Source organism: Plantactinospora sp. GCM10030261, assembly GCF_042666615.1.
Taxonomy (GTDB): domain Bacteria; phylum Actinomycetota; class Actinomycetes; order Mycobacteriales; family Micromonosporaceae; genus KBS50.
Genome location: NZ_JBHTDD010000001.1, coordinates 489,439 through 509,817, shown reverse-complemented (window position 1 = coordinate 509,817; position 20,379 = coordinate 489,439). Strand labels below are relative to the sequence as shown.

The 20,379-nt window shown below is 71.8% G+C and carries 20 protein-coding genes; 11 read left to right on the top strand and 9 right to left on the bottom strand.

Annotated features, from left to right (window positions below):
* Positions 1 to 38 precede the first annotated feature (38 nt).
* The 3 genes from ACFQUZ_RS02510 to ACFQUZ_RS02500 all read right to left on the bottom strand — a co-directional run bounded on the left by ACFQUZ_RS02510 (position 39) and on the right by ACFQUZ_RS02500 (position 3,650).
* Complete coding sequence (locus ACFQUZ_RS02510) at positions 39 to 851, bottom strand: 1,4-dihydroxy-6-naphthoate synthase (protein ID WP_377437176.1); 813 nt, start codon at positions 849 to 851, stop codon at positions 39 to 41.
* Positions 852 to 1,110: 259 nt separating this feature from the next.
* Positions 1,111 to 1,770 carry a futalosine hydrolase gene (locus ACFQUZ_RS02505; protein ID WP_377437174.1) on the bottom strand — a complete coding sequence of 220 codons (660 nt, stop codon included), beginning with the start codon at positions 1,768 to 1,770 and terminating at the stop codon, positions 1,111 to 1,113.
* Entirely contained in the window at positions 1,767 to 3,650 is a 1,884-nt protein-coding gene (locus ACFQUZ_RS02500; RefSeq protein ID WP_377437173.1) for an MFS transporter, read from the bottom strand. The genes ACFQUZ_RS02505 and ACFQUZ_RS02500 overlap by 4 nt, the downstream gene beginning before the upstream one ends.
* Positions 3,651 to 3,793: 143 nt before the next feature.
* Between ACFQUZ_RS02500 and ACFQUZ_RS02495 the strand changes: the two genes are divergently transcribed.
* On the top strand, positions 3,794 to 4,633 hold the full coding sequence (locus tag ACFQUZ_RS02495) for a DUF3027 domain-containing protein (protein ID WP_377437171.1): 840 nt from the start codon (positions 3,794 to 3,796) through the stop codon (positions 4,631 to 4,633).
* Between the two features lie 27 nt (positions 4,634 to 4,660).
* Here ACFQUZ_RS02495 and ACFQUZ_RS02490 read toward each other — a convergent pair whose 3' ends face one another.
* Positions 4,661 to 4,900, bottom strand: a complete 240-nt coding sequence (locus tag ACFQUZ_RS02490) for a DUF2530 domain-containing protein (protein ID WP_377437490.1) — start codon at positions 4,898 to 4,900, stop codon at positions 4,661 to 4,663.
* Between the two features lie 132 nt (positions 4,901 to 5,032).
* On the opposite strand from ACFQUZ_RS02490, the gene ACFQUZ_RS02485 reads away from it, so the two are divergent.
* The 5 genes from ACFQUZ_RS02485 (at position 5,033) to ACFQUZ_RS02465 (ending at position 9,622) form a co-directional block, all read left to right on the top strand.
* Entirely contained in the window at positions 5,033 to 6,532 is a 1,500-nt protein-coding gene (locus ACFQUZ_RS02485; protein ID WP_377437170.1) for an NCS2 family permease, read from the top strand.
* A 71-nt stretch (positions 6,533 to 6,603) separates the two neighbouring features.
* Positions 6,604 to 7,053 carry a MarR family winged helix-turn-helix transcriptional regulator gene (locus ACFQUZ_RS02480; RefSeq protein ID WP_377437168.1) on the top strand — a complete coding sequence of 150 codons (450 nt, stop codon included), beginning with the start codon at positions 6,604 to 6,606 and terminating at the stop codon, positions 7,051 to 7,053.
* Positions 7,054 to 7,125: 72 nt separating this feature from the next.
* Complete coding sequence (locus tag ACFQUZ_RS02475) at positions 7,126 to 8,391, top strand: MFS transporter (RefSeq protein WP_377437167.1); 1,266 nt, start codon at positions 7,126 to 7,128, stop codon at positions 8,389 to 8,391.
* An 88-nt stretch (positions 8,392 to 8,479) separates the two neighbouring features.
* A complete protein-coding gene (locus tag ACFQUZ_RS02470) occupies positions 8,480 to 8,977 on the top strand; it encodes a hypothetical protein (RefSeq protein WP_377437166.1) in 498 nt (165 codons plus the stop codon).
* 6 nt (positions 8,978 to 8,983) lie between these two features.
* The gene (locus ACFQUZ_RS02465; protein ID WP_377437165.1) at positions 8,984 to 9,622 is read left to right on the top strand and encodes a 2'-5' RNA ligase family protein; all 639 of its coding nucleotides are present in this window, start codon (positions 8,984 to 8,986) and stop codon (positions 9,620 to 9,622) included.
* A gap of 289 nt (positions 9,623 to 9,911) precedes the next feature.
* On the opposite strand, the gene ACFQUZ_RS02460 is transcribed toward ACFQUZ_RS02465, so the two are convergent.
* From ACFQUZ_RS02460 to ACFQUZ_RS02440, 5 genes are all read right to left on the bottom strand, one after another.
* Positions 9,912 to 10,898, bottom strand: a complete 987-nt coding sequence (locus ACFQUZ_RS02460; RefSeq protein WP_377437164.1) for an aldo/keto reductase — start codon at positions 10,896 to 10,898, stop codon at positions 9,912 to 9,914.
* Between the two features lie 62 nt (positions 10,899 to 10,960).
* Positions 10,961 to 12,004, bottom strand: coding sequence for a hypothetical protein (locus ACFQUZ_RS02455; protein ID WP_377437162.1), 1,044 nt, complete (start codon positions 12,002 to 12,004; stop codon positions 10,961 to 10,963).
* Positions 12,005 to 12,156: 152 nt separating this feature from the next.
* Positions 12,157 to 13,224: a septation protein SepH gene (sepH, locus tag ACFQUZ_RS02450; protein WP_377437161.1), complete on the bottom strand. Its 1,068-nt coding sequence runs from the start codon at positions 13,222 to 13,224 to the stop codon at positions 12,157 to 12,159.
* A gap of 190 nt (positions 13,225 to 13,414) precedes the next feature.
* Positions 13,415 to 14,542 (bottom strand): phosphoserine transaminase, encoded by a 1,128-nt coding sequence (serC, locus tag ACFQUZ_RS02445; RefSeq protein ID WP_377437159.1) that lies wholly within the window; start codon positions 14,540 to 14,542, stop codon positions 13,415 to 13,417.
* Positions 14,543 to 14,771: 229 nt separating this feature from the next.
* Positions 14,772 to 15,878: a citrate synthase 2 gene (locus tag ACFQUZ_RS02440; protein ID WP_377437158.1), complete on the bottom strand. Its 1,107-nt coding sequence runs from the start codon at positions 15,876 to 15,878 to the stop codon at positions 14,772 to 14,774.
* Between the two features lie 277 nt (positions 15,879 to 16,155).
* Between ACFQUZ_RS02440 and pdxH the strand changes: the two genes are divergently transcribed.
* The 5 genes from pdxH to ACFQUZ_RS02415 all read left to right on the top strand — a co-directional run bounded on the left by pdxH (position 16,156) and on the right by ACFQUZ_RS02415 (position 20,352).
* The gene (gene pdxH / locus ACFQUZ_RS02435) at positions 16,156 to 16,824 is read left to right on the top strand and encodes a pyridoxamine 5'-phosphate oxidase (RefSeq protein ID WP_377437156.1); all 669 of its coding nucleotides are present in this window, start codon (positions 16,156 to 16,158) and stop codon (positions 16,822 to 16,824) included.
* Between the two features lie 182 nt (positions 16,825 to 17,006).
* Positions 17,007 to 17,936 carry an aldose 1-epimerase family protein gene (locus ACFQUZ_RS02430; protein WP_377437155.1) on the top strand — a complete coding sequence of 310 codons (930 nt, stop codon included), beginning with the start codon at positions 17,007 to 17,009 and terminating at the stop codon, positions 17,934 to 17,936.
* 85 nt (positions 17,937 to 18,021) lie between these two features.
* Positions 18,022 to 18,669 carry a nitroreductase family protein gene (locus ACFQUZ_RS02425; protein ID WP_377437153.1) on the top strand — a complete coding sequence of 216 codons (648 nt, stop codon included), beginning with the start codon at positions 18,022 to 18,024 and terminating at the stop codon, positions 18,667 to 18,669.
* A 100-nt stretch (positions 18,670 to 18,769) separates the two neighbouring features.
* Positions 18,770 to 19,078 (top strand): type II toxin-antitoxin system VapB family antitoxin, encoded by a 309-nt coding sequence (locus ACFQUZ_RS02420; RefSeq protein ID WP_377437152.1) that lies wholly within the window; start codon positions 18,770 to 18,772, stop codon positions 19,076 to 19,078.
* A gap of 53 nt (positions 19,079 to 19,131) precedes the next feature.
* A complete protein-coding gene (locus ACFQUZ_RS02415; protein WP_377437151.1) occupies positions 19,132 to 20,352 on the top strand; it encodes an acyl-CoA dehydrogenase family protein in 1,221 nt (406 codons plus the stop codon).
* Positions 20,353 to 20,379: the final 27 nt, after the last annotated feature.

The following is a 20,379-nucleotide window of genomic DNA, read 5'->3' as shown; positions in this document are numbered from 1 at the left end:
CGTCTTGGCGGGTAACTTCATGATCGACCATGCCGGGATCAGCGGCGGGTCGGGAGGGGTGGGGTCAGGGCGGCGGTGGCTGCTCTGGTGAGCAGGGCGTCCACCGCGGCCCGGCCGGCTTCGCCCAGGTCCGCGGTGAACTCGTTGACGTAGAGGGCGATGTGCCGGTCGACCACGTCCGGCTCCATCTCCTGCGCGTGGGCCAGCACGTAGTCCCGGCTGGCCGCCGGGTCGGCCCAAGCCCGGCGCACCGACGTCCGGATCCAGTCGGCCGCGGCCACCGGGTCGACCGTCGCCTTCCGGGCCAGGATCGCGCCGAGCGGGATCGGCAGCCCCGTGTCGCCCTCCCACCACTCGCCGAGGTCGACCAGGGCGCTCAGGCCGTGCCGGTGGTACGTGAAGCGCGCCTCGTGGATCACCAGGCCGGCGTCGTACCGGCCGGCGGCGACCGCGGGCATGATCTCGTGGAACGGCACGATCTCGACCGAGGCCGGCGGCCGGTCCGCCGACCAGAGCCGGAACAGCAGGTACGCCGTGGTCCGGTCGCCCGGCACCGCGACGGTGGCACCGCTCAGGTCGGTCCGGTCGTCCCGGGTGAGCACCAGCGGCCCGCAGCCCCGACCGAGCGCACCACCGCAGGGCAGCAGGTGGTAGTCGTCGAGCAGCCAGGGCAGTGCGGCATAACTCACCTTCACCAGGTCGAAGGCGCCCCGCTCGGCGGCCGTGTTGGTGACGTCCACGTCGGCGTACGTCACCGTCACCGGCGGCGCGTCCGGCACCAGGCCGTGCACCAGCGCGTGGAACACGAACGTGTCGTTGGGGCAGGGTGAGATCGCGAGAGACAGCGGCACGATCCCACCGTAGTCGGCGGCGGAGTCGACAGCCCACGCCCGACAGCCCCCGCCCCCCTCGATCCCTCGCCCCGCCCCCCACGACCCGGCCCCGCCCCCCACGACCCGGCCCCGGCCCCACGACCCGGCCCCGGCCCCCACGACCCGGTCCCGCCGGTCCGCCCCGACCAAGGTCACACAATGTCGGCGATGTAGCGGGGTCACGCGGGTCGGAACACCCCTGTTTCGCCGATATCGAGTCGATCTGGATCGGCTGGGCTCACCCGGTGACCATCGCGAGGTCGGCCAGTGCCGGGGCGGCCGCGCGCAGGGCCGCGAGGGCGTCACCGATCCGCCAGGCCGCCCGGTCACGCGGCCCCACCGGGTTGGAGATGGCGCGGAGTTCGGCGAACGGCACCCCGGCCTGGCCGGCCGCCACGCCGACCCCGTACCCCTCCATGGCCTCGGCCACCGCGTCCGGGAACCGGGAGGTCAGCGCGGCGGCGGTGGCCACCGTCCCGGTCACCGTGGCCAGTGTCAGAACCGGACCGGCGGAGGCCGCCGGCAGCCCCGCTCGCAGCCGGGCGAGTAGGCCCTGGTCGACGGCTGCGACCGGATCGCCGAAGCCCAGCCGGTCCAGCGGGAGGAACCCGGCGGGGGACTCCGCGCCGAGGTCCGCGGCGACGCTCCGGGTGGCCAGCGCCAGCGTCCCCACCGCCGCGCGGCCGGGAAAGCCACCGCCGATGCCGATGCTCAGGACGGCCGTGTACGGGGCGCCGCCTGCCTCGGCCAGCGCGAGCAACCGGGCGGTGCCGGCGGCGGCCGCGGCGGGGCCGACCCCCACCGGTGTGACGGTCACGGCGGCATCCGGTGGCAACCCGGCGCGTACCGCCTCCGCCTCCGCCGACACGGCGGTGGCGACCAGGATCGCGCCGGTCATCCGGGCTGCCCGTTGGCCCCCCGGCGGGGTGGCTCGTCGCCGGTCAGGGAGCCGGACGGCCGGTAGATGTGGAAGCCGGGTGGCGCCGCCGGCTCCTCGACGGTCGGCTCGTCCGGGGGCGGTTGGCTCGGGTGGTGACCGGTCGGGCCGGGCCGGGGCGCTGGCTTCGGCGGGGCCGGCGGCGGTGGCACGGGACTCGGTCCGGGTGCCGGCTGCGGGACGGGCCCGGTCCGACGCCGCTGGCGGCGGAACGGTCCGGGCCAGCGAGACCGACCGGCGAAGGCGGGGTCCCGATCCGGCCCGGCCGCCGCATCCGGTGGGGTCGGAGTGAGTCGCTGGGTGGGATCGGCCGGCGTGGGCTGGGTCGGCCCGGTCGGCGTGATCCCCTGGTCCAGCGTGGCGTCCAGGTCCAGATCGCGGTCCGGCCGGGTGGGGTCGGTGTGGTCACCGCCACCGGCCCCGCGGTCGACCGGCCCGGCGCCGGGAGGCTCCTCCTCACTGGCCCGCCCGTTGAGCCGTTCGGCACGTAGCCGGCGAGCCAACGCGGTCGTCCGGATGGCGAGCAGCACGGTCAGGCCGGTCCACACCGCGACCCCGACCCGGCCGGGCACCGGGATCAGCCCCAGCGCGCCGCCGAGCACGAAGGCGAGCATCAGCACCGTCTCCGAGTGGGCGAACGCGCTGGCCCGCTGCCGCTCCGGGATCCGCTCGGCGATGGTGGCGTCGACCGCCAGCTTCGCCATGCCACTGAACACGGCGAGGAGCAGGCAGAGCACCGCCACCATCGGCAACGAGAAACTCAGGGCGGTGAGCAGGCCGACGGCGGCCACGATCACCAGGCCGGCGGACTGCACGGCCGCCGGCCGGTGGATCCGGATCCGGGTGCCGGCCGCGGTGGCCAGGAAGGTGCCGGTGGCCAGGGCCGCGCCGATGCCGCCGAGGGCCACCTCGGGTCCGAGGTTCCGGCCGAACGCGGAGGTGGGGAGGTCACCGGCCTTCACCGCGAAGGCGAGAAAGAGCAGCAGGAAGCCGTACCCGGCCCGCAGGGTCGCGCTGCCCACCAGGGTCGTGGTCACCAGGCGGCCAGAGAGTACGGCACCGGCCCGCCGGCCCATCAGCACCGACCGCCACGGGCGGGCCATGGCCTCTGGCGGATCGGAGTCGGCGCGCGGTGGCAACCGCAGGGCGATCACCATGCCGACCAGGAAGATCACCGAGGCGACCCGCATCGGCCACTGTGGGCCGAACCAGATCGCGGCCAGGCCGAGCGGGGCGACAAGCGCGCCGGCGACCGTGCCGTAGACGCTGGCCCGGGCATTGACCTGGGACAGCCCAAGGCCGGCGGGGAGCAGCCGGGGCACCGCCGCCGACCGCGCCACCCCGTACGCGCGAGACAGCGCCAGCACCCCGAAGGCCGCCGGGTAGAGGCCGAAGCCGTCCATCTGATCCGCGATCAACCAGGCGAGGAACGCCCGGCCGAGCATGGTCGCCGCCATCGCGTACCGGCGACCATGCCGGAAGTGGTCGAGCAACGGGCCGACCACCGGCGCGAGTAGGGCGAACGGAACCATGGTGACCAGCAGATAGAGGGCGACCTTGGTGCGCGCCTCACCGAGCGGCACGTTGAAGAAGATGGTGCCGGCCAGCCCGATCGCGATAAGCGTGTCACCCGCGCAGGAGGCGGCGTGCAGGTCGAACAGCCTCGTCATGCCGGTCTCGCCGCCGGCGCCGCGGGAACGTGCCCGACCGGCCTGCCGGGTCACCCACCGCCCACCGCGGAATCCACCGCGGGCGAGCAGCCGGGCGCCGCGGACCGTCGTGCCGACGGTACGCCCGAGGAACGACCGGCGCGGCCGAGCGGAGCGGGAGAACAGCGGCATGCCACCCATCCTCTCCGATCCGGCCGAGGACCGTCGGAACTGCCCGCATAACGATCCCGGCGATCCATTCGTTGGACAGCGCGCCCGTCGCTGCGCCGGGTGCCGCCGAAAGCGGAGGGAGTGCGTGCGGGGTGTCCGGAGGGATGCGAGACAATGAACTGGTGAGCAGGTCGACCTCCACCCGTGCCCCCCGCTTGGATCAGGTGTGCGCCGCCGCCGTCGAGGTGGCGCGGACCGGGATCACCGAGGTCGAGCCCTCGGACGTCGGTGATCACCTCTCGGTGGTGGCCGAGGGAGATCGGCTCGTCACCCACTTCTTCGAGTGCCGACTGGCTGGCTACCAGGGCTGGCGCTGGGCGGTCACGGTGACCCGGGTGCCGCGTAGTAAGCAGGTCACGATCTGCGAGACGGTGCTGCTGCCGGGTCCGGACGCGTTGCTCGCCCCGGGCTGGCTGCCCTGGCAGGAACGGCTCCAGCCGGGTGACCTGGGGGTGGGTGACCTGCTGCCCACTCCGCCGGACGACGAACGCCTCGCCCCCGGATACCTTCTCTCGGATGACCCGGCGGTGGAGGAGACCTCCTGGGAGCTGGGTTTCGGCCGCGCCCGGGTGATGTCCCGCGAGGGCCGGCAGGACACCGCGCAGCGCTGGTACGACGGTGACCACGGTCCCGGTGCGCCGATCTCGATGGCCGCGCCGCCGGCGGCCCGGTGCGGCACCTGCGGGTTCTACCTGCCGTTGGCCGGTGTGCTGCGCCAGACCTTCGGGGTGTGCGGAAACTTCTACGCCCCGGACGACGGCCGGGTGGTCACCAGCGATCATGGGTGCGGTGCTCATTCGGAGACGCTTACCGAGTCGGCCGAGACGCCCGTCGACGAGATGCCGACGATCTACGATGACAGCGCGGTGGAAGCCATCTCGGTGAGCCGCGCCGCCGGTTCGATCGAGGTGGGCGAGCCGGCGGAGCCGTACGGGCACGGCTGACTGGCTGCCGGGCTCCGCGCGGTGGCCTCAGCGGTCGGCGGTGGGTTCCCGGCCGGCGGTGGTCTCACGGCCGGCCCGGCGGCGGGCCCGGTTGGCGTCGTACCGGAGCATCGTGGCCAGGCCAGGCAGCCCGACCAGCACCCCGGCCAGGCAGATCCACAACCAGTTCTGCCGATCGTGCTCGACCAGCCAGTCCCGGAAGAAGAGCAGGAGAACCAGCCCGACGACGGCCCAGATCGCGATCCCGGCGAGCGCGAACGGCACCATCGGCGGGTCGATCGGCTCGGTCTGGGTGCGTGGGGTCGGGGGCACCTGGTAAGGATACGGGACCGGGTTTTCCTCGCCGGTCGTGATCTGCGACGATGCGCCGGTCAACCGAAGATCGCCAGCGAGGATCCGATGGACAACACCACCGGCGAGACAACTCCGGCCACAGGACCAACCGACGACCCGACCCGTTCGACTGATCGGCGTACCGGCCTCGACCGGTACTTCGAGGTTTCCGCCCGCGGCTCGACGTGGAGCCGGGAGGTGCGCGGCGGCCTCGCGACCTTCTTCACGATGGCCTACATCGTGGTGCTGAACCCACTGATCCTGGGCGGTGCTGTCGACGGCGACGGCAAGCGGCTGGCCATTCCGGCCATCGCCGCGGCGACGGCGCTGGTGGCTGGTCTGATGACCATCCTGATGGGCGTTGTCGGCCGGTTCCCGCTCGCGTTGGCCGCCGGGCTCGGCGTGAACGCCTTGGTAGCGTACGAGATCGCGCCCCAGATGACCTGGGCGGACGCGATGGGTCTCGTGGTGATCGAGGGTGTCCTGATCGCGATCCTGGTGCTCACCGGGCTGCGTACCGCGGTGTTCCGGTCGGTGCCCACCCAGCTCAAGACCGCGATCGGGGTCGGCATCGGGCTCTTCCTGACGCTCATCGGCCTGGTCGACGCCGGTTTCGTCCGGCGGCTGCCGGACGCCGCCAACACCACCGTCCCGGTCGGCCTCGGCATCAACGGCAGGCTGGTCTCCTGGCCGGCCCTGGTCTTCGTGCTCGGCCTGCTGTTCACCCTGGTGCTTGTGGTCCGCCGGGTACGCGGAGCGATCCTGATCGGCATCCTCGGCTCGACGGTGCTCGCGATCATCGTCGAGGCGGTCGCCAACGTCGGCCCGTCCTTCGTCGACGGCAAGGCGAATCCGTCGGGCTGGTCGCTGAACGTGCCGACCCTGCCCGACACGGTGGTGGACCTGCCCGACCTGTCGCTGCTCGGCCAGTTCAACGTGCTGAACTCGTGGAGCCGGGCGGGTTGGCTGGTCGTGCTGATGTTCGTCTTCACCCTGATGATCACGGACTTCTTCGACACCATGGGCACCATGGTCGCCATCGGCCAGGAGGGCGGGATGCTTGACGAGCAGGGCATGCCTCCGCGCACCGGAAGCATCCTGCTTGTGGACTCGGTCGCCGCGGCGGCCGGCGGTGCGGCCAGCGTGTCCAGCAACACGTCCTACATCGAGAGCGCGGCCGGGGTGGCCGAGGGCGCCCGGACCGGTGCGGCGAACCTGGTCACCGGCGCGATGTTCCTGCTGGCCATGTTCCTCGCCCCGCTGACCCTGGTGGTGCCGTTCGAGGCGGCGTCGGTGGCGCTCGTGATCGTCGGTTTCCTGATGATGACCGCGGTGACCACCATCGACTGGTCCGACTACGAGATCGCCATTCCGGCGTTCCTGGCGATCGTGCTGATGCCGTTCACGTACTCGATCTCCAACGGCATCGGCGCCGGAATCATCTCGTACGTCGTGGTGAAGCTGGCCCGGGGCAAGGCGCGGGAAATTCACCCGCTGCTGTACGCGGTGGCGGCTCTCTTCGTGGTCTACTTCCTGCGCGGACCTCTTGAGAACCTGCTGTTCTGAGCGCGGGCGCTCGGGGTGATCGTGGTCATATGGGTGGTCGTTAGCCTGGCTTATTAGTTAGGCTAACGATCGTGACGGAGCGGACGGTGATGGCAGTGCGCGTGCCACCCGCGCAGCTGGCTCCGCAGCTGCGCGACGCGATCACCAGGCTCAACCGGCGGGTCCGGCAGACCCGCCCGGTCGGCGAACTCACGGGGACCCAGCTCTCCGCCCTGACCAGCCTTGAGCTGGCGGGCGCGCTGACGCCCCGTGAGCTGGCCGATTTGGAACGGGTCCAGCCGCCGACGATGACAAAGATCGTCGCGAAGCTGGAGGAGCGCGGTCTGGTGCGGCGTTCGCCGCACCCCACGGACGGGCGTCAGGTCATCCTCGCGTTGACCGAGGCGGGCCACGAGGTTTTCGTGGGGTACGAGCGGGTCCGCAACGAGTGGTTGGCGCAACGGCTCGAAGCGCTTACCGACGAGGAGCGGGACACGCTCACCCGGGCCGCGGAGATCCTGCTGAAGGTGGCCCGCGCCTGACCGGCGCGCACCTCGGGTCCGCTTCGTCCACGCCGTGGATGACGCGTACGACCCGAAGGAGGCGCACCGCGAGTGCGGGCGAAGCTGACCACCACGTTCCAGTCCTTGCAGGTCCGTAACTACCGGCTCTTCGCCAGCGGCCAGCTGATCAAGTTGATCGGCACCTGGATGATGTTCATCGCCCAGGACTGGCTCGTCCTCCGCCTGGGTTCCCCGACCGACCTGGGCATCGTCACCGCCTGCCAGTTCGCTCCGGTGCTGCTGCTCACCCTGCTTTCCGGGCGGCTCGCCGACCGGTACGACAAGCGACTGCTGCTGCTCATCGCCAACGCGCTCTGGACGGTGCTCGCGCTGGGCATGAGCATGCTGGTGCTCACCGACCTGGTCCAGCTCTGGCACGTGTACGTGTTCGCCCTCCTGCTCGGCACGGCCAGCGCGGTCGAGACGCCGGTCCGGCAGTCGTTCGTATCCGAGCTGGTCGGGACGTCGCTGCTGCCCAACGCGTTGTCGTTGAACGCGGCGGTGTTCAACTCCGCGCGTATCCTCGGCCCCGCCCTGGCCGGTCTCGCGATCGCCGCCTTCGACGTGGGACCCGTCTTCATGATCAGTGCGGTCAGCTCGATCGCGCCGCTGTTCAGCGTGGCCCGGATGCGCACCGCGGAACTGCATCGCGACGAACTGCCGCCGCGGGGCGAGCGGGACTCGGCGAAGGTGATCGACGGTCTGCGGTACGTGGCCCGGCGAGCCGACCTGATGCTGCCGATGGCGCTCATGTCGGTGATCGGAATGACCCTGTTCAACTTCCAGCTCACTCTCGCCGCGCTCGCCAAGACGGTCTTCAAAACGTCGGCCGCCACCTTCGGCCTGTTCACCACCGCGCTCGCCGTCGGGGCACTGGTGGGGGCGTTCGCCGGTAGCGGCCGGCGCAGCCGGCCGTCGGTGTGGTTGGTGCTGGGTTCGGCGCTTGCCTGTTCGGCGTTCGGCACCGCGGTCGGCCTGGCCACGGCGTACTGGCTGGTGGTCGTGCTGCTGCTGCCGACCGGGTTCTTCATGGTGTTCTTCGCGCAGGCGTCCAACCAGCGGGTGCAGCTCGGTGTGGACGCCTCGTTCCGGGGCCGGGTGATGGCGCTGTGGGTGTTGGTCTTCCTCGGCACGAACCCGGTTGGCGCGCCGATCATCGGCTGGGTCGCCGAGCACCTCGGCGCCGGGGCGAGCATCTGGATGGGTGGCCTGATCTCGCTGACCGCCGCCAGCGTCGCGCTGGCCTGGCAACTCCGGCGCAGCGGCACCCGACTCCGCCTGGCGAAGAAGGGCCCGTTCTTGTCGCTTTCCGCATAGGGGAAGGCAGCCGGCCACCCAGTAACGGTTCGGCGGCCGGCATCGAAATCAGTGGCAGCCGCCCCTCGCAGCGCATAGCGTCGATGACGTGGCCGACGCGTTAGTGCTGGCGCTCTCAATTCTGGGAGTCGCCTGCCTGCCCGCTGTCGTGGCCGCGATCGTCTGCGCCGACGAGTTGATCGATCGGCTGGTGTGCTCGGTCGACGAGTGGCGGGACCGTCGCCGGGAGCGGCGCGTCATCGGCCGGTTGGACCGGACCGTGTCCGGCGCTCAGGTGACCGGGGGAGTCGACCCGACCGCGTTCGACCGGATCGAGCAGCCGGCCATCGAGCGGATCGCCGCAGACCTGCGCCGGCTCGGCCACCAGCGGCTTACCGTGGCGAGTCGGTCCGCGACCTGGCAGCGCGCGGTCCACGAGGCGTACGACGGCCAGCTCCGGCTGGCCAGCCACGCCCTCGGCATCACCGAGCATCTGAGCGGGCTGCAAGGAGTCGATCTGGAGATCGAGCGGGTGCGCGTCGAGGGCGAGCTGCACGCAGCCGGGATGTCGGTACCGACTGTCGTCGAGCCGCGCGGTCGGAGCTGACCGTCCGTGCGGCTCTTCGTGGCGCTCTATCCGCCACCGGCGGCGCTCGACGATCTCGCGGCCGAACTGGCCCGGCTCAGGATCGGAGCGGCTACCGCGCGGGGCGTCAACGTGCGGCTGCCGGCACGCGACACCATCCACATCACCCTGGCCTTTCTCGGGGATGTCGACGATGACCGGTTGCCGCGGGTGCGGACCGCTCTCGGGCGGGTGGCGGAGCGATGGTCCGCGCAGCGGAGCCAGGCCGTGTGCACGAGCCCGGCGACGCTCAGGGAGTCCGGCGGGTCACCGAGCGCCGCCCCGCTGATTCGGCTCGGTGGCGGCGGTCGATTCGGCCGCGGTCGCTTCACCATCCTCTGGGTGGGACTGGCGGGAGAGGTGGAGCCGGTCCGCCGGCTCACCGCCGGCATCCGTCGCGAACTTCGCGCGCACCGGCTGCCGTACGACCAACGCCCGTGGCGACCGCACCTCACGGTGGCCCGGCCGGGGGACCGGATTCCCTCGAAGGACGTCACGGCCGACCGGGCGGCCCTGGACGAATATCAGGGCCCACTGTGGCCGGTGACCGAGATGGTGCTGGTGCGGAGTCACCTCGGCCCCCGGCCGGTGTATCACCGCATCGACGCCTGGCCGCTGGGTAGCTGATCCGAGCGGCCCGACGCTCGCGGTGATCGATCCGTACGGCAACGTGTTGCGGTTCGCCCAACCCGCTAGCTGAACCAGCGCGCTGCTGGTGGATCGTGGATTCCTGCTGCCCCCGGACGGGCCTCAGGAATCCACGATCCACCAGAAACGGTCCATCTGATTGGAGTGCGCAGCCTCCGAGGGGCTTGGAACCGGACTTCCGGTTGTTGGGTGTACCTCAGCGACATATTGATGACTCTCCGGTATCGGCTGCGGGCGGATTCGCCGACGGTGGCCACCAGGTCACCGACTACCAGGCCCACGCCTCCGGACCCGGGCCACCCTTGCCGACCGGCGGGAACAACTCGTCGAGCCGGCCCAGTGCCGCGTCGTCGAACGTCACATCCAGCGCGCCCAGCGAGGCGTCCAACTGTTCGGTGGTGCGCGGACCGATGATCGGCGCCGTCACTCCCGGTCGGGTCAACAGCCAGCCCAGGCCGACATTGGCGGGATCGTGGCCCAGCTCGGAGCAGAGCTTCTCGTACGCCTCGATTGTCGGTCGGTGCTCGGCCAGCGCGTCGGCCGCGCGGCCGCTCTTGGCCCGGCCGGCGCCGCCCTCGGCCAGCTTGCGGACGGCACCGCCGAGCAGCCCGCCGTGCAGCGGCGACCAGGGGATGACGCCGAGCCCGTAGTGCTGGGCGGCCGGAATGACCTCCAGTTCCACCGTGCGTTCCATCAGGTTGTAGATGCACTGCTCGGAGACGAGCCCGAGGAAGTGCCGGCGGGAGGCCGACTCCTGCGCGGCCGCCAGGTGCCAGCCGGCGAAGTTCGACGAGCCGACATAGAGCACCTTGCCCTGGGCGACAAGCGTCTCCATCGCCTGCCAGATCTCCTCCCACGGCGTGGCCCGGGAGACGTGGTGCATCTGGTAGAGGTCGATGGTGTCGGTCCGCAAGCGACGCAGTGAGTCCTCGCAGGCCCGGATGATGTGCCGGGCGGACAGGCCCTGGTCGTTGGGCCAGTCACCCATCTTGCCGTAGACCTTGGTGGCCAGCACCACCTTCTCGCGCCGGCCGCCACCCTGGGCGAACCAGCGCCCGATGATCTGCTCGGTGATCCCCTCGCCGGTCTGCCAGCCGTAGACGTTGGCGGTGTCGAAGAAGTTGAGCCCGTGGTCGAGGGCGCGGTCCATGATCGCGTAGCTGTCCGGCTCGGTGGTCTGCGGGCCGAAGTTCATGGTGCCCAGGCAGAGGCGGCTCACGGACAGGCCGGTCCGGCCAAGGTTGATGTACTCCATCACCTCACCCTGCCACGGGCGGTCGGGAAGTGCTCCTCCCCGACCGAACGGCGTCCGTCGGGTCAGACGTACTCGAAGGCCACACCGTGGGTCGCGGCCATCCCGCCGACCGTGCCAGCATGGACGACCACCGGGTTTCCGGCGTCGTTACGCAGCTTCAGCGACACGCGTACCTTGGCGCATCCGCCGAGTTGGGACTCGGTCAGATAGAGGGTGTTGGTCACCGAGAGATGGTGCTTCGCGGTCGAGATGCCGCGGGTGACAGCACTGCTCCGCTGCACGGTCCCGCAGGCGGCGCCGGTGCTGGTCTGCGGCTGCGCCTCTATCCACGTGGTCACGGTGCTACCGGAGTAGCCGCTCGATCCTCCCGAGCACCCGGTGATCGTGGAGCCCTGCTTGCAGGTGGTCACCGCCGCGTCCTGAGTGATCGCGATACGGTCGGCGCCCGCGACGTTCGGAGCGAAGTTGGCACCAAGCGTGGTGAGCGTGTTTCCCCGGCCGACCAACGCCAGATCCGCCGATTGCAGGGTCCAGCGGCCCGACTTGGGGTACACCGCGCGGGCGAGTTCGGCACCGGCCGGGATCCGCATCGTCACCGAGCGCCCGTTCACGATGATCGTCGAGTAGCTGGAGATGCTGATCCGGCAGGTGTAGGTGCCGGCGGACGGCGCGACGAACAGCCAGCGCAGGGTCGGGGTCACCGACGTCTCGCCGGGTGGAACCAGGTTTGTCGCCCAGTACGCGCCCGACTCTCCGGGGAGGGCGACGCCGGCGGCGTCCCGGCACCGGATGGCGAACGTGTTGCCGATGTTGTCCCCCGAGCCGAGGCTCGTCACGTTCCCGGTGGACAGGTTCCGGGTCCACAGGTACGACTGGTCGCCGGCGGACGTCGCCGTGAAGGTGATGGTGCTGCCGGGCACGTCCTGGTAGGTCGCGTTGCGGGTGACCTGGTAGCGGAACTCCGGCGCGGCCGCCGTGGTGACCGCGTCCAGCCCGACCTCGGCGACCGTGTCAAGCTCGGCCTCGGCCCGGACCGCGCCCGGCTCGGCCACCGCGGTCCCGGTGACCGCGACGACCGCGCCGGTCACCGCCAATGCGGTGGTCACGAAAAGATTGACTGCTGACAGTCTCGTCGACACCCGACACCCCCGCGTCCATGGCGCCGACCATCGACGCCACATGCACGGTAGATGGAACCGGTCGCCGTGGACGTCCCCCCACGGGGGCGGATGTCAGCGGATGACGACCCGCGGACGGGTCAGGACGACTCGCGGGCCGCCGGTCCGCCGCCGAAAAGCACATCGTCCCAACTGGGGAGCCGCTTGCGGGGCTTGCCCGAGGTCTCGCCGGAATCCGTCCCCCCGGGCTGCCCGGCCGCCCGGCGAGGCCGCAGCACCGCCAGCGACGGCACCGCCGGCACCTCCTTGGGCAGGTCGGCGTCGTCGTCGAAGGCCGATCCCTGACCGCCGCCGAGCAACGCCGCGGCGCCGCCACCGATTGGTCGCTGGCGCGGCGTCTCCGGCCCGGAGCTGGCCGCCGGGTCGAGCCCGCGGCCGGACGAGCCCAGGGGACGGTCCAGCGACGCGAGCAACGCGTCCCGCCCGGCGCGGATCGGGTCGCGACCCGGCCGGTTGCTGTCGGCCGCCACGGACGGCAGACCGTGTCCACCCCGGCTCGGCTCGCCCCGGGACGGTCCGGGCAGCGCGTGACCGCCGCGTTCGGGCGGCGGCTCCTGGCCGAGGATCGGGGTGGGCCGCTCGGCACACAGGTACTGCGCCATGTCGTCGTACGGCGAAACGGTCTGTCGGCTCTTGTCCAGGTCCCAGATGGCCTGCGCGGTCGCCTTGCCGGACGGCCAGGTGGCGATGATCCGCCAGGTGCCGTCGTCCCGCCGGTACGCGTCCCAGGAGATCTTCTCGGTGTCGATGCCGTGCTGGGCCAGCCGGCCGTCGACCACCTCGGCCAGCGGGGTCGGCTTCTCCGCCGACTTGAGCCGGGCCCGCCGGGCATGCTGGGCCAGCATCGCCCGCTCCTGCAACACCGGCCCGGCGTACCGCAGCACCCGGTCGACGGGCACGCCAGCGATCCGCGCGACGTCCTCGGCTGACTCGCCACTGCGGATGCGGGCCTGGATGTCGCGCGGGGACAGGGTCGGTGCCGGTTCGGCGGTCGCCGGTGCCACCGCAAGCGGCGGCCCGCCCGGCTCGGTGTGTAGCGCCACGGCGACCCGCTCGTCGATGGGCAGCGCGAGCAGTCGGCCCACCTCGTCGGTGAGCACCATGGCCTGGCCGTCCTCGGAGAGGGCGACGAAGCGTACTGGGCGCATTCGCGTTGCCTCCGTCCCGCTTCGCTGGCCAACGCGCCCGGGCGGTCACCCGGGCGTTCCCGAACACGGTACGCCGGTCTCACCACCGATGGGGGGATCCGCGCCCGCATGTCGCGGCCGTCCGCCGAGACACCGCTTTCCTGGTACGTCGATCAGGAGCGCGCGTGGCGCGGATCACACCCGGGTCCGTTCAGAGTCGCTCGACCACGTGGTCCACACAGCGGGTGAGGGCCTCGACATCGGCCGGTTCCACCGCCGGGTACAGGGCGATCCGTAGCTGGTTGCGGCCCAGCTTCCGGTACGGCTCGGTGTCCACGATCCCGTTGGCGCGCAGGGCCTTGGAGATCGCCGAGGCGTCCACCCCGTCGACGAAGTCGATCGTCGCCACCACGGTGGACCGCAGCGCCGGGTCGATCACGAACGGCGCCGCGACCTCGGAGCGCTCGGCCCAGCCGTACACGATGGCGGCGCTCTCGGCGGTGCGCTTGGCGGCCCAGGACAGCCCGCCCTGGCCGTTCATCCAGTCCGTCTGCTCGGCGGCCAGGAAGATCGTCGCCAGCGCCGGCGTGTTGTACGTCTGCTCCAGCCGCGAGTTGTCGATAGCGGTGACCAGGTCGAGGAAGGCCGGGATGTACCGGCCCGATCTCTTGATCTCGGCGGCGCGTTCCAGGGCGGTCGGCGACATCAGCGCGATCCACAGGCCGCCGTCCGAGCCGAAGCACTTCTGCGGCGCGAAGTAGTAGACGTCCGACTCCCGGACGTCGACCTCCAGGCCGCCCGCGCCCGACGTGGCGTCCACCAGCAGAAGGGCCCCCTCGTCGGCGCCCGGCACCCGGCGTACCGGCACGGCGACCCCGGTCGACGTCTCGTTGTGCGGAGTCGCGTAGGTGTCGACGCCCGCTTCGGCGGTCAACGCCGGGGCGGAGCCCGGGTCCGCCTTGCGGACGCTCGGCGTACCGAGGAACGGGGCCGCGGCCACCGACGCCGCGAACTTGCTGCCGAACTCCCCGAAGCTGGCCAGCTGGGCCCGGTCGCGGATCAGCCCGAAGGCGGCGATCTCCCAGAAGGCGGTCGTCCCGCCGTTGCCCAGCACCACCTCGTATCCGTCGGGCAGAGCGAAGAACTCCGCGATGCCGCGCCGGAGCCGGGCGACCTGGTCGCGTACCGGCTGCTGCCGGTGGGACGTGCCGAGGAAGCCGGGAGCCGCGTCGGCCAGGGCGGCGACCGAGGCCGGGCGGACCTTGGACGGGCCGGACCCGAACCGGCCGTCGGCGGGCTTGAGGTCGTCGGGGATCCGGATGGTCGAGACGTCAACCACGGTGATCGGACTTCCTTCCGGACGGGACCGCTGGTCGGCGGCCCACGGCGGGCGTACCCGGACTCCAGCGGCGGCGTCGCGCGCCGCGCCCCTGGTCCGGGCGGTGACCGGCGACGTTGCCGTGCCCCCATCCTCGCACCCGCCGCCGGTCACCCCGCGCGCGAGGCGCCCCGGCGGGGTGAGGCGTCGGCCACAGCGGCGGGCTGACGGGCGCCGACAGGGGTCCTCCTCACATCCCGTGCGGTACGGCGTCCCAACCTTCGACGGCGGTGGGCTTGCGGGAACCGGGGCCGACGTATCGGGCGGCGGGGCGGACCAGCCGCCGGAGCTTCTTCTGTTCCAGGATGTGCGCGCTCCATCCCCCCATCCGGGCACAGGTGAACATGGAGGTGAACATGTGCGCCGGCACCTCGGCGAAGTCGAGCACCACCGCGGACCAGAACTCCACGTTCGTGGCGAGCACCCGGTCCGGCTTGCGGGCCTGGAGTTCGGCGAGCGCGGCCTTCTCCAGCGCCTCGGCCACCTCGAACCGGGGGGCGCCCAGCTCCTTGGCGGTGCGGCGGAGCACCCGCGCCCGCGGGTCCTCGGCCCGGTACACCCGGTGCCCGAAGCCCATGAGCCGCTCTCCCCGGTCGAGGACGCCCTTGACGTACCCCTCGGCATCGCCGCCGCGCTCGACCGCCTCCAGCATGCTCAACACCCGGGACGGCGCTCCGCCGTGCAGCGGGCCGGACAGCGCGCCGATGCCCGAGGAGATGCAGGCGGCGGCGTCGGCACCGGTGGAGGCGACGATCCGGGCCGTGAAGGTGGAGGCGTTCAGGCCGTGCTCGGCGGCCGAGATGAAGTACGCGTCGACCGCCTTGACGTGCCGCGGATCCGGCTCACCACGCCACCGCTTCATGAATCGCTCGACGATTGTGGACGCCTTGTCGATCTCCTTCTGCGGCACCGCCGGCAGGCCGAGGCCCCGCGCGGACTGGGCGACGAAGGAAAGCGCGGTCACCGAGACCCGGGCCAGGTCCTCACGGGCCTGCTCGTCGGAGATGTCGAGCAGTTGCTGCAGGCCCCAGTAGGGCGCCAGCATGGCCACGGCAGACTGCACGTCCACCCGGATGTCCCCGGAGTGGACCGGCACCGGGAACGGCTCCGCCGGCGGCAGCCCGGGGCCGAACCGACCGTCGACCAGCAGTGCCCAGACGTTGCCGAAGGACACCTGGCCGATGAGATCCTCGATGTCGACGCCGCGGTAGCGCAGCGAACCGCCTTCCTTGTCAGGCTCGGCGATCTCGGTTTCGAAGGCGGTGACGCCCTCCAGCCCCGGCTTGAAGTCGGACATGTGCGCTCTCCTGGATCTCGTTGTCGGCGCGGTGAGCGTCATCCGACGTGACCGGATGGTGCTCCACTGGCAATCCTTGGCGAGTATTTCGAGACATCTTGCCCCCGGTTGGGCAACAACCGCGACCCTCCCCGGGTGTGCTGCACGACACCGGCGGCCACGGCACGGCACCGGCGGCGCGGCACCACCGTCGGCGCGGCCGGCCCTGGCGGGGTGGCAGCCACGCCGGCGCGACACCGGCGACGGGGCCGGGTCATCGCTGTATCAGGATGGGCGGATGAGCACGGACGAGCCGCGACCACCCTCGCCGGATCTGGCCGCGATGCGCAACGAGTACGCCGAGCGGGGCCTGGACCGGGCCGACCTCGCCGCCGACTGGGTGAGCCAGTTCGACAGGTGGTTCGCCGACGCGATCGCCGCGGAACTGCCCGAGCCCAACGCGATGGTGCTGGCCACCGCCGACGCCGCCGGTCGGCCCAGCACCAGGACCGTGCTGCTCAAGGGCTACGACGCCCGCGGGCTCGTCTGCTACACCAACTACGGGTCGCGCAAGGGCACCGAAGCGAGCGAGAACCCGTACGCGAGCCTGCTGTTTCCGTGGATCGCCCTGCACCGGCAGGTGGTGGTCTGCGGCGCGGTCACCCGGGTGGACCGTACGGAGACCGACACCTACTTCGCGAGCCGGCCACGCGGCTCGCAGCTCGGCGCGTGGGCCAGTCCGCAGTCCCGGGTGCTGCCGGACCGCGCGGCGCTGGACGAGGCCTACCGGACCGCCGGGCAGCGGTTCGACGGTGGGCCGATCCCCACCCCGCCGCACTGGGGTGGCCTGCGGATCGTCCCCGAGACGGTCGAGTTCTGGCAGGGCCGGGCCAGCCGGTTGCACGACCGGCTGCGCTTCCGGCGTACCGGATCGGAGGCTTGGGTGGTCGAGCGGCTGGCGCCGTGACGAAGCTCGATCCCGGGACCGCGCGGCCGGTGGCCCCCGGCTCGGTGATCTGCGGGCCGGAATCACCGCCGCCGCGTTCGGCGTCGGATTCGCGTGGGTCGGTGGCGGGCTGGCCGCGGGTGGTGGGGGTGGGCGCCGGTGGGCACGCAGCGGTACGGATCGGTAACCGCTATCGTCCCGTCATGGACAACGTCGAGCGGGGTGGTCGACCTCCGTCGGGTACACAGTGGACGATCGAGGGCGACGGGCAGGAGGCGGTCGTCGTCGAGATCGGTGGTGGGCTACGCGGTTACCGGGCGGACGGGGTGGACTATCTCGACGGGTACGAGGTGGACGAGATCTGCGCCGGATCCGCCGGCCAGGTGCTCGCACCCTGGCCGAACCGGATCCGGGACGGCCGGTACACCTTCGCCGGCGAGTCCCGGCAACTGCCGCTTACCGAGCCTGACCGGCACAACGCGATGCACGGGTTGGTCAACTGGCTGCCGTGGCGGTTGGTCGAGCGGAGCACCAACTCGGTCACCGTGGCGTGTGAACTGCCGGCCCAGCCCGGTTATCCCTGGTCGCTCGACCTGCGCACGAGCTGGCGGATCGACGCGAGGGGGTTGCGGGCCCGGCACGAGGTGACAAACACCGGGACCGCTCCGGCGCCGTTCGGCCTCGCCGCCCACCCGTACCTGCGCATCCCGGCCGCCCCCGTCGACGACCTGGTGCTGCGGGTCCCGGGCCGGACCCGGCTGCTGGTCGACGGGCGTGGGTTGCCCATCGGCGCGGCCAAGGTGGCCGGCACCGAGTACGACTTCACCGATCCGCGGCGGATCGGTGACCTGCGTCTCGACATGGCTTTCGGCGATGTCGACCGGGACCCGGACGGCGGTTCGTCGGTCACCATGACCGGCGGCGACCACGAGATCACGATATGGGCGGACGAGGCGTTCGGTTGGTGGCAGGTCTTCACCGGCGATACGCTCCCGGGCGCCCGGCACCGGCGGTCGGTGGCGGTGGAGCCGATGACCTGTCCGGCCGACGCGTTCCGTTCCGGGCGGGACGTGATCGTGCTGGCGCCCGGCGAACCGTGGTCGGCGAGCTGGGGCATCCGGACGGCGACCTGACCCGGGTCGACCCGGCGGCCGACGCGTGACCTGGCCGACGCTCGACCGGCCGACGCCCGACCCGGCCGCCGAAAGGGGGAGGAACGTGGAGTTCGGCGAGGTGGTCCGCCGGCGGCGGATGGTGCGGAACTACGACCCGGATCGGCCGGTGCCCCCGGCCGTGGTGGATCGGCTGCTCGACCACGCGCTGCGTGCCCCGTCCGCCGGCTTCTCCCAGGGCTGGGGGTTTCTCGTGTTGTCGACGCAGCCCGACCGCGAGCGGTTCTGGGCGGCGACCACCCCGCCGTCGGCAGAGGAGAACCGCTGGCTCACCGGTATGCGCCGGGCGCCGCTGATCGTCGTACCGCTCGCCAACAAGTCGGCCTACCTGGACCGGTACGCCGAGCCGGACAAGGGCTGGGCGGATCGCGACGAAGGCCGGTGGCCGGTGCCGTACTGGCAGATCGACACCGGATTCGCGACCTTGCTGATCCTGCTCACGGTGGTGGACGAGGGGCTCGGCGCGTGCTTCTTCGGCATCCCGCCGGACCGGGTCGACGGGTTCCGGGCCGCCTTCGACGTGCCGGACCGGTATGCCCCGATCGGGGCCATCACCATCGGCTACCGGGCCCCCGACCACAGGTCCCCGTCCCTGCGACGGGGCCGCCGGCCGGCGACCGAGGTGGTACACCACGGCCGGTGGCGCCGGCCGGTCGAGGAGCCGACCGGCCAGGATGATCGGACGGTTGAGTGACCGAACAGCCGTAACGAAACTGACATCCTGGAACAAAGTGTGGCCTGGCGACCGGTCGCTAGGCTGACCCAGTCGGCGACGGGAAGGGGAGCGTACCGCCGTGATCTTCAAATCGGTCCGGGACGGGCGTCCCTATCCGGAACATGGGCTGACCCTGAAGCAGTGGTCGGAGATTCCACCCCGGCCCCTGCGGCTCGACCAGCTCATCACGACCAAGCGCGAGCTGGCACTGGACAAGCTGCTGGCCGAGGACTCCACGTTCTACGGTGACCTCTTCCCGCACGTGGTGCAGTGGAACGGCGGGCTCTATCTGGAGGACGGGTTGCACCGCGCGCTACGCGCCGCGTTGCAGCAGCGCAACCAGATCCACGCCCGGGTGCTGGTCCTGTCCCAGGCGATGGGTGGCTGAGCGGGCGGCGTTCCGAACGGTGGCTGGCGCTGAGCAGTCGTTAGGGTGACGGCATGACTGAGCGTTCCGCTGCCGCGCGGACAACCACCGGTCCGGCCGACCCGCTCGACCTGCTCGAACTCGGCGGTTCACTTAGCGACGAGGAACGGCAGATCCGCGACGTGGTGCGCCGGCTGGTCGACGACCGGGTGCGCCCGCACGTCGCCGCCTGGTATGAGGATGGGCGCGCCCCCGTCCGCGAGCTGGCCACGGAGTTCGGCAAGCTCGGCCTGCTCGGCATGCACCTGACCGGGTACGGCTGCGCCGGCTCGTCCGCCGTGGCGTACGGACTGGCCTGCCAGGAGTTGGAGGCCGGCGACTCGGGGATCCGGTCGCTCGTGTCCGTGCAGGGCTCGTTGGCGATGTACGCCATCTGGCGGTACGGCAGCGAGGAGCAGAAGCACCGCTGGCTGCCGTCGATGGCGACCGGTGCCGCCATCGGCTGCTTCGGGCTCACCGAGGCGGACCATGGGTCGGATCCGGCCGGCATGGTGACGCGGGCCCGCCGGGACGGCTCGGACTGGGTGCTCACCGGCGGCAAAATGTGGATCACCAACGCGCCGGTCGCCGACGTGGCCGTGGTGTGGGCCCGGGCCGCCGCGGACGGCGACGACGCCGGCCGGGTGCTCGGCTTCGTCGTACCGATGGACGCGCCAGGGGTGACGGCGCGTGAGATCCGGCGGAAGCTGTCGCTCCGGGCGTCGTCGACCGGCGAGATCGTGCTGGACGACGTGCGGCTGCCGGCCGATGCCCGGCTGCCCGAGGCGGTCGGACTCAAGGCGCCGTTGAGCTGTCTGACCGAGGCCCGGCACGGCATCGTCTGGGGAGCGCTCGGGGCGGCCCGGGACTGCCTGGCCACCGCGTTGACGTACGCGGGCACGCGGCACCAGTTCGGTCGCCCGCTGGCCGGCTTCCAGCTCACCCAGGCGAAGCTCGCCGACATGGTGCTGGAGTTGCAAAAGGGCCAGCTGCTGGCGCTGCACCTGGGTCGGTTGGCCGATCGTGGCGCCCTGCGGTCCGAGCAGGTCAGCATGGGCAAGCTGAACAACGTCCGGGAGGCCCTGACGATCGCCCGACAGTGCCGCACGATCCTCGGGGCGAACGGCGTCAGTGGGGAGTACCCGGTGCTCCGGCACGCCAACAACCTGGAGAGTGTGCTGACCTACGAGGGGACCTCGGAGGTCCATCAGTTGATCATCGGCCAGCGGCTCACCGGAGTGAACGCGTTCGGCTGAACCAGGTCGGTGGAACCTCGCGCCCGG

Bases quoted from the DNA above. Each gene is read 5' to 3' on its own strand.
- ACFQUZ_RS02505 (WP_377437174.1), bottom strand. From the start codon at position 1,770: ATGACCGGCGCGATCCTGGTCGCCACCGCCGTGTCGGCGGAGGCGGAG.
- ACFQUZ_RS02500 (WP_377437173.1), bottom strand. From the start codon at position 3,650: ATGCCGCTGTTCTCCCGCTCCGCTCGGCCGCGCCGGTCGTTCCTCGGG.
- ACFQUZ_RS02495 (WP_377437171.1), top strand. From the start codon at position 3,794: ATGCGAGACAATGAACTGGTGAGCAGGTCGACCTCCACCCGTGCCCCC.
- ACFQUZ_RS02490 (WP_377437490.1), bottom strand. From the start codon at position 4,900: ATGGTGCCGTTCGCGCTCGCCGGGATCGCGATCTGGGCCGTCGTCGGG.
- ACFQUZ_RS02485 (WP_377437170.1), top strand. From the start codon at position 5,033: ATGGACAACACCACCGGCGAGACAACTCCGGCCACAGGACCAACCGAC.
- ACFQUZ_RS02460 (WP_377437164.1), bottom strand. From the start codon at position 10,898: ATGGAGTACATCAACCTTGGCCGGACCGGCCTGTCCGTGAGCCGCCTC.
- sepH (WP_377437161.1), bottom strand. From the start codon at position 13,224: ATGCGCCCAGTACGCTTCGTCGCCCTCTCCGAGGACGGCCAGGCCATG.
- ACFQUZ_RS02440 (WP_377437158.1), bottom strand. From the start codon at position 15,878: ATGTCCGACTTCAAGCCGGGGCTGGAGGGCGTCACCGCCTTCGAAACC.
- pdxH (WP_377437156.1), top strand. From the start codon at position 16,156: ATGAGCACGGACGAGCCGCGACCACCCTCGCCGGATCTGGCCGCGATG.
- ACFQUZ_RS02430 (WP_377437155.1), top strand. From the start codon at position 17,007: ATGGACAACGTCGAGCGGGGTGGTCGACCTCCGTCGGGTACACAGTGG.
- ACFQUZ_RS02415 (WP_377437151.1), top strand. From the start codon at position 19,132: ATGACTGAGCGTTCCGCTGCCGCGCGGACAACCACCGGTCCGGCCGAC.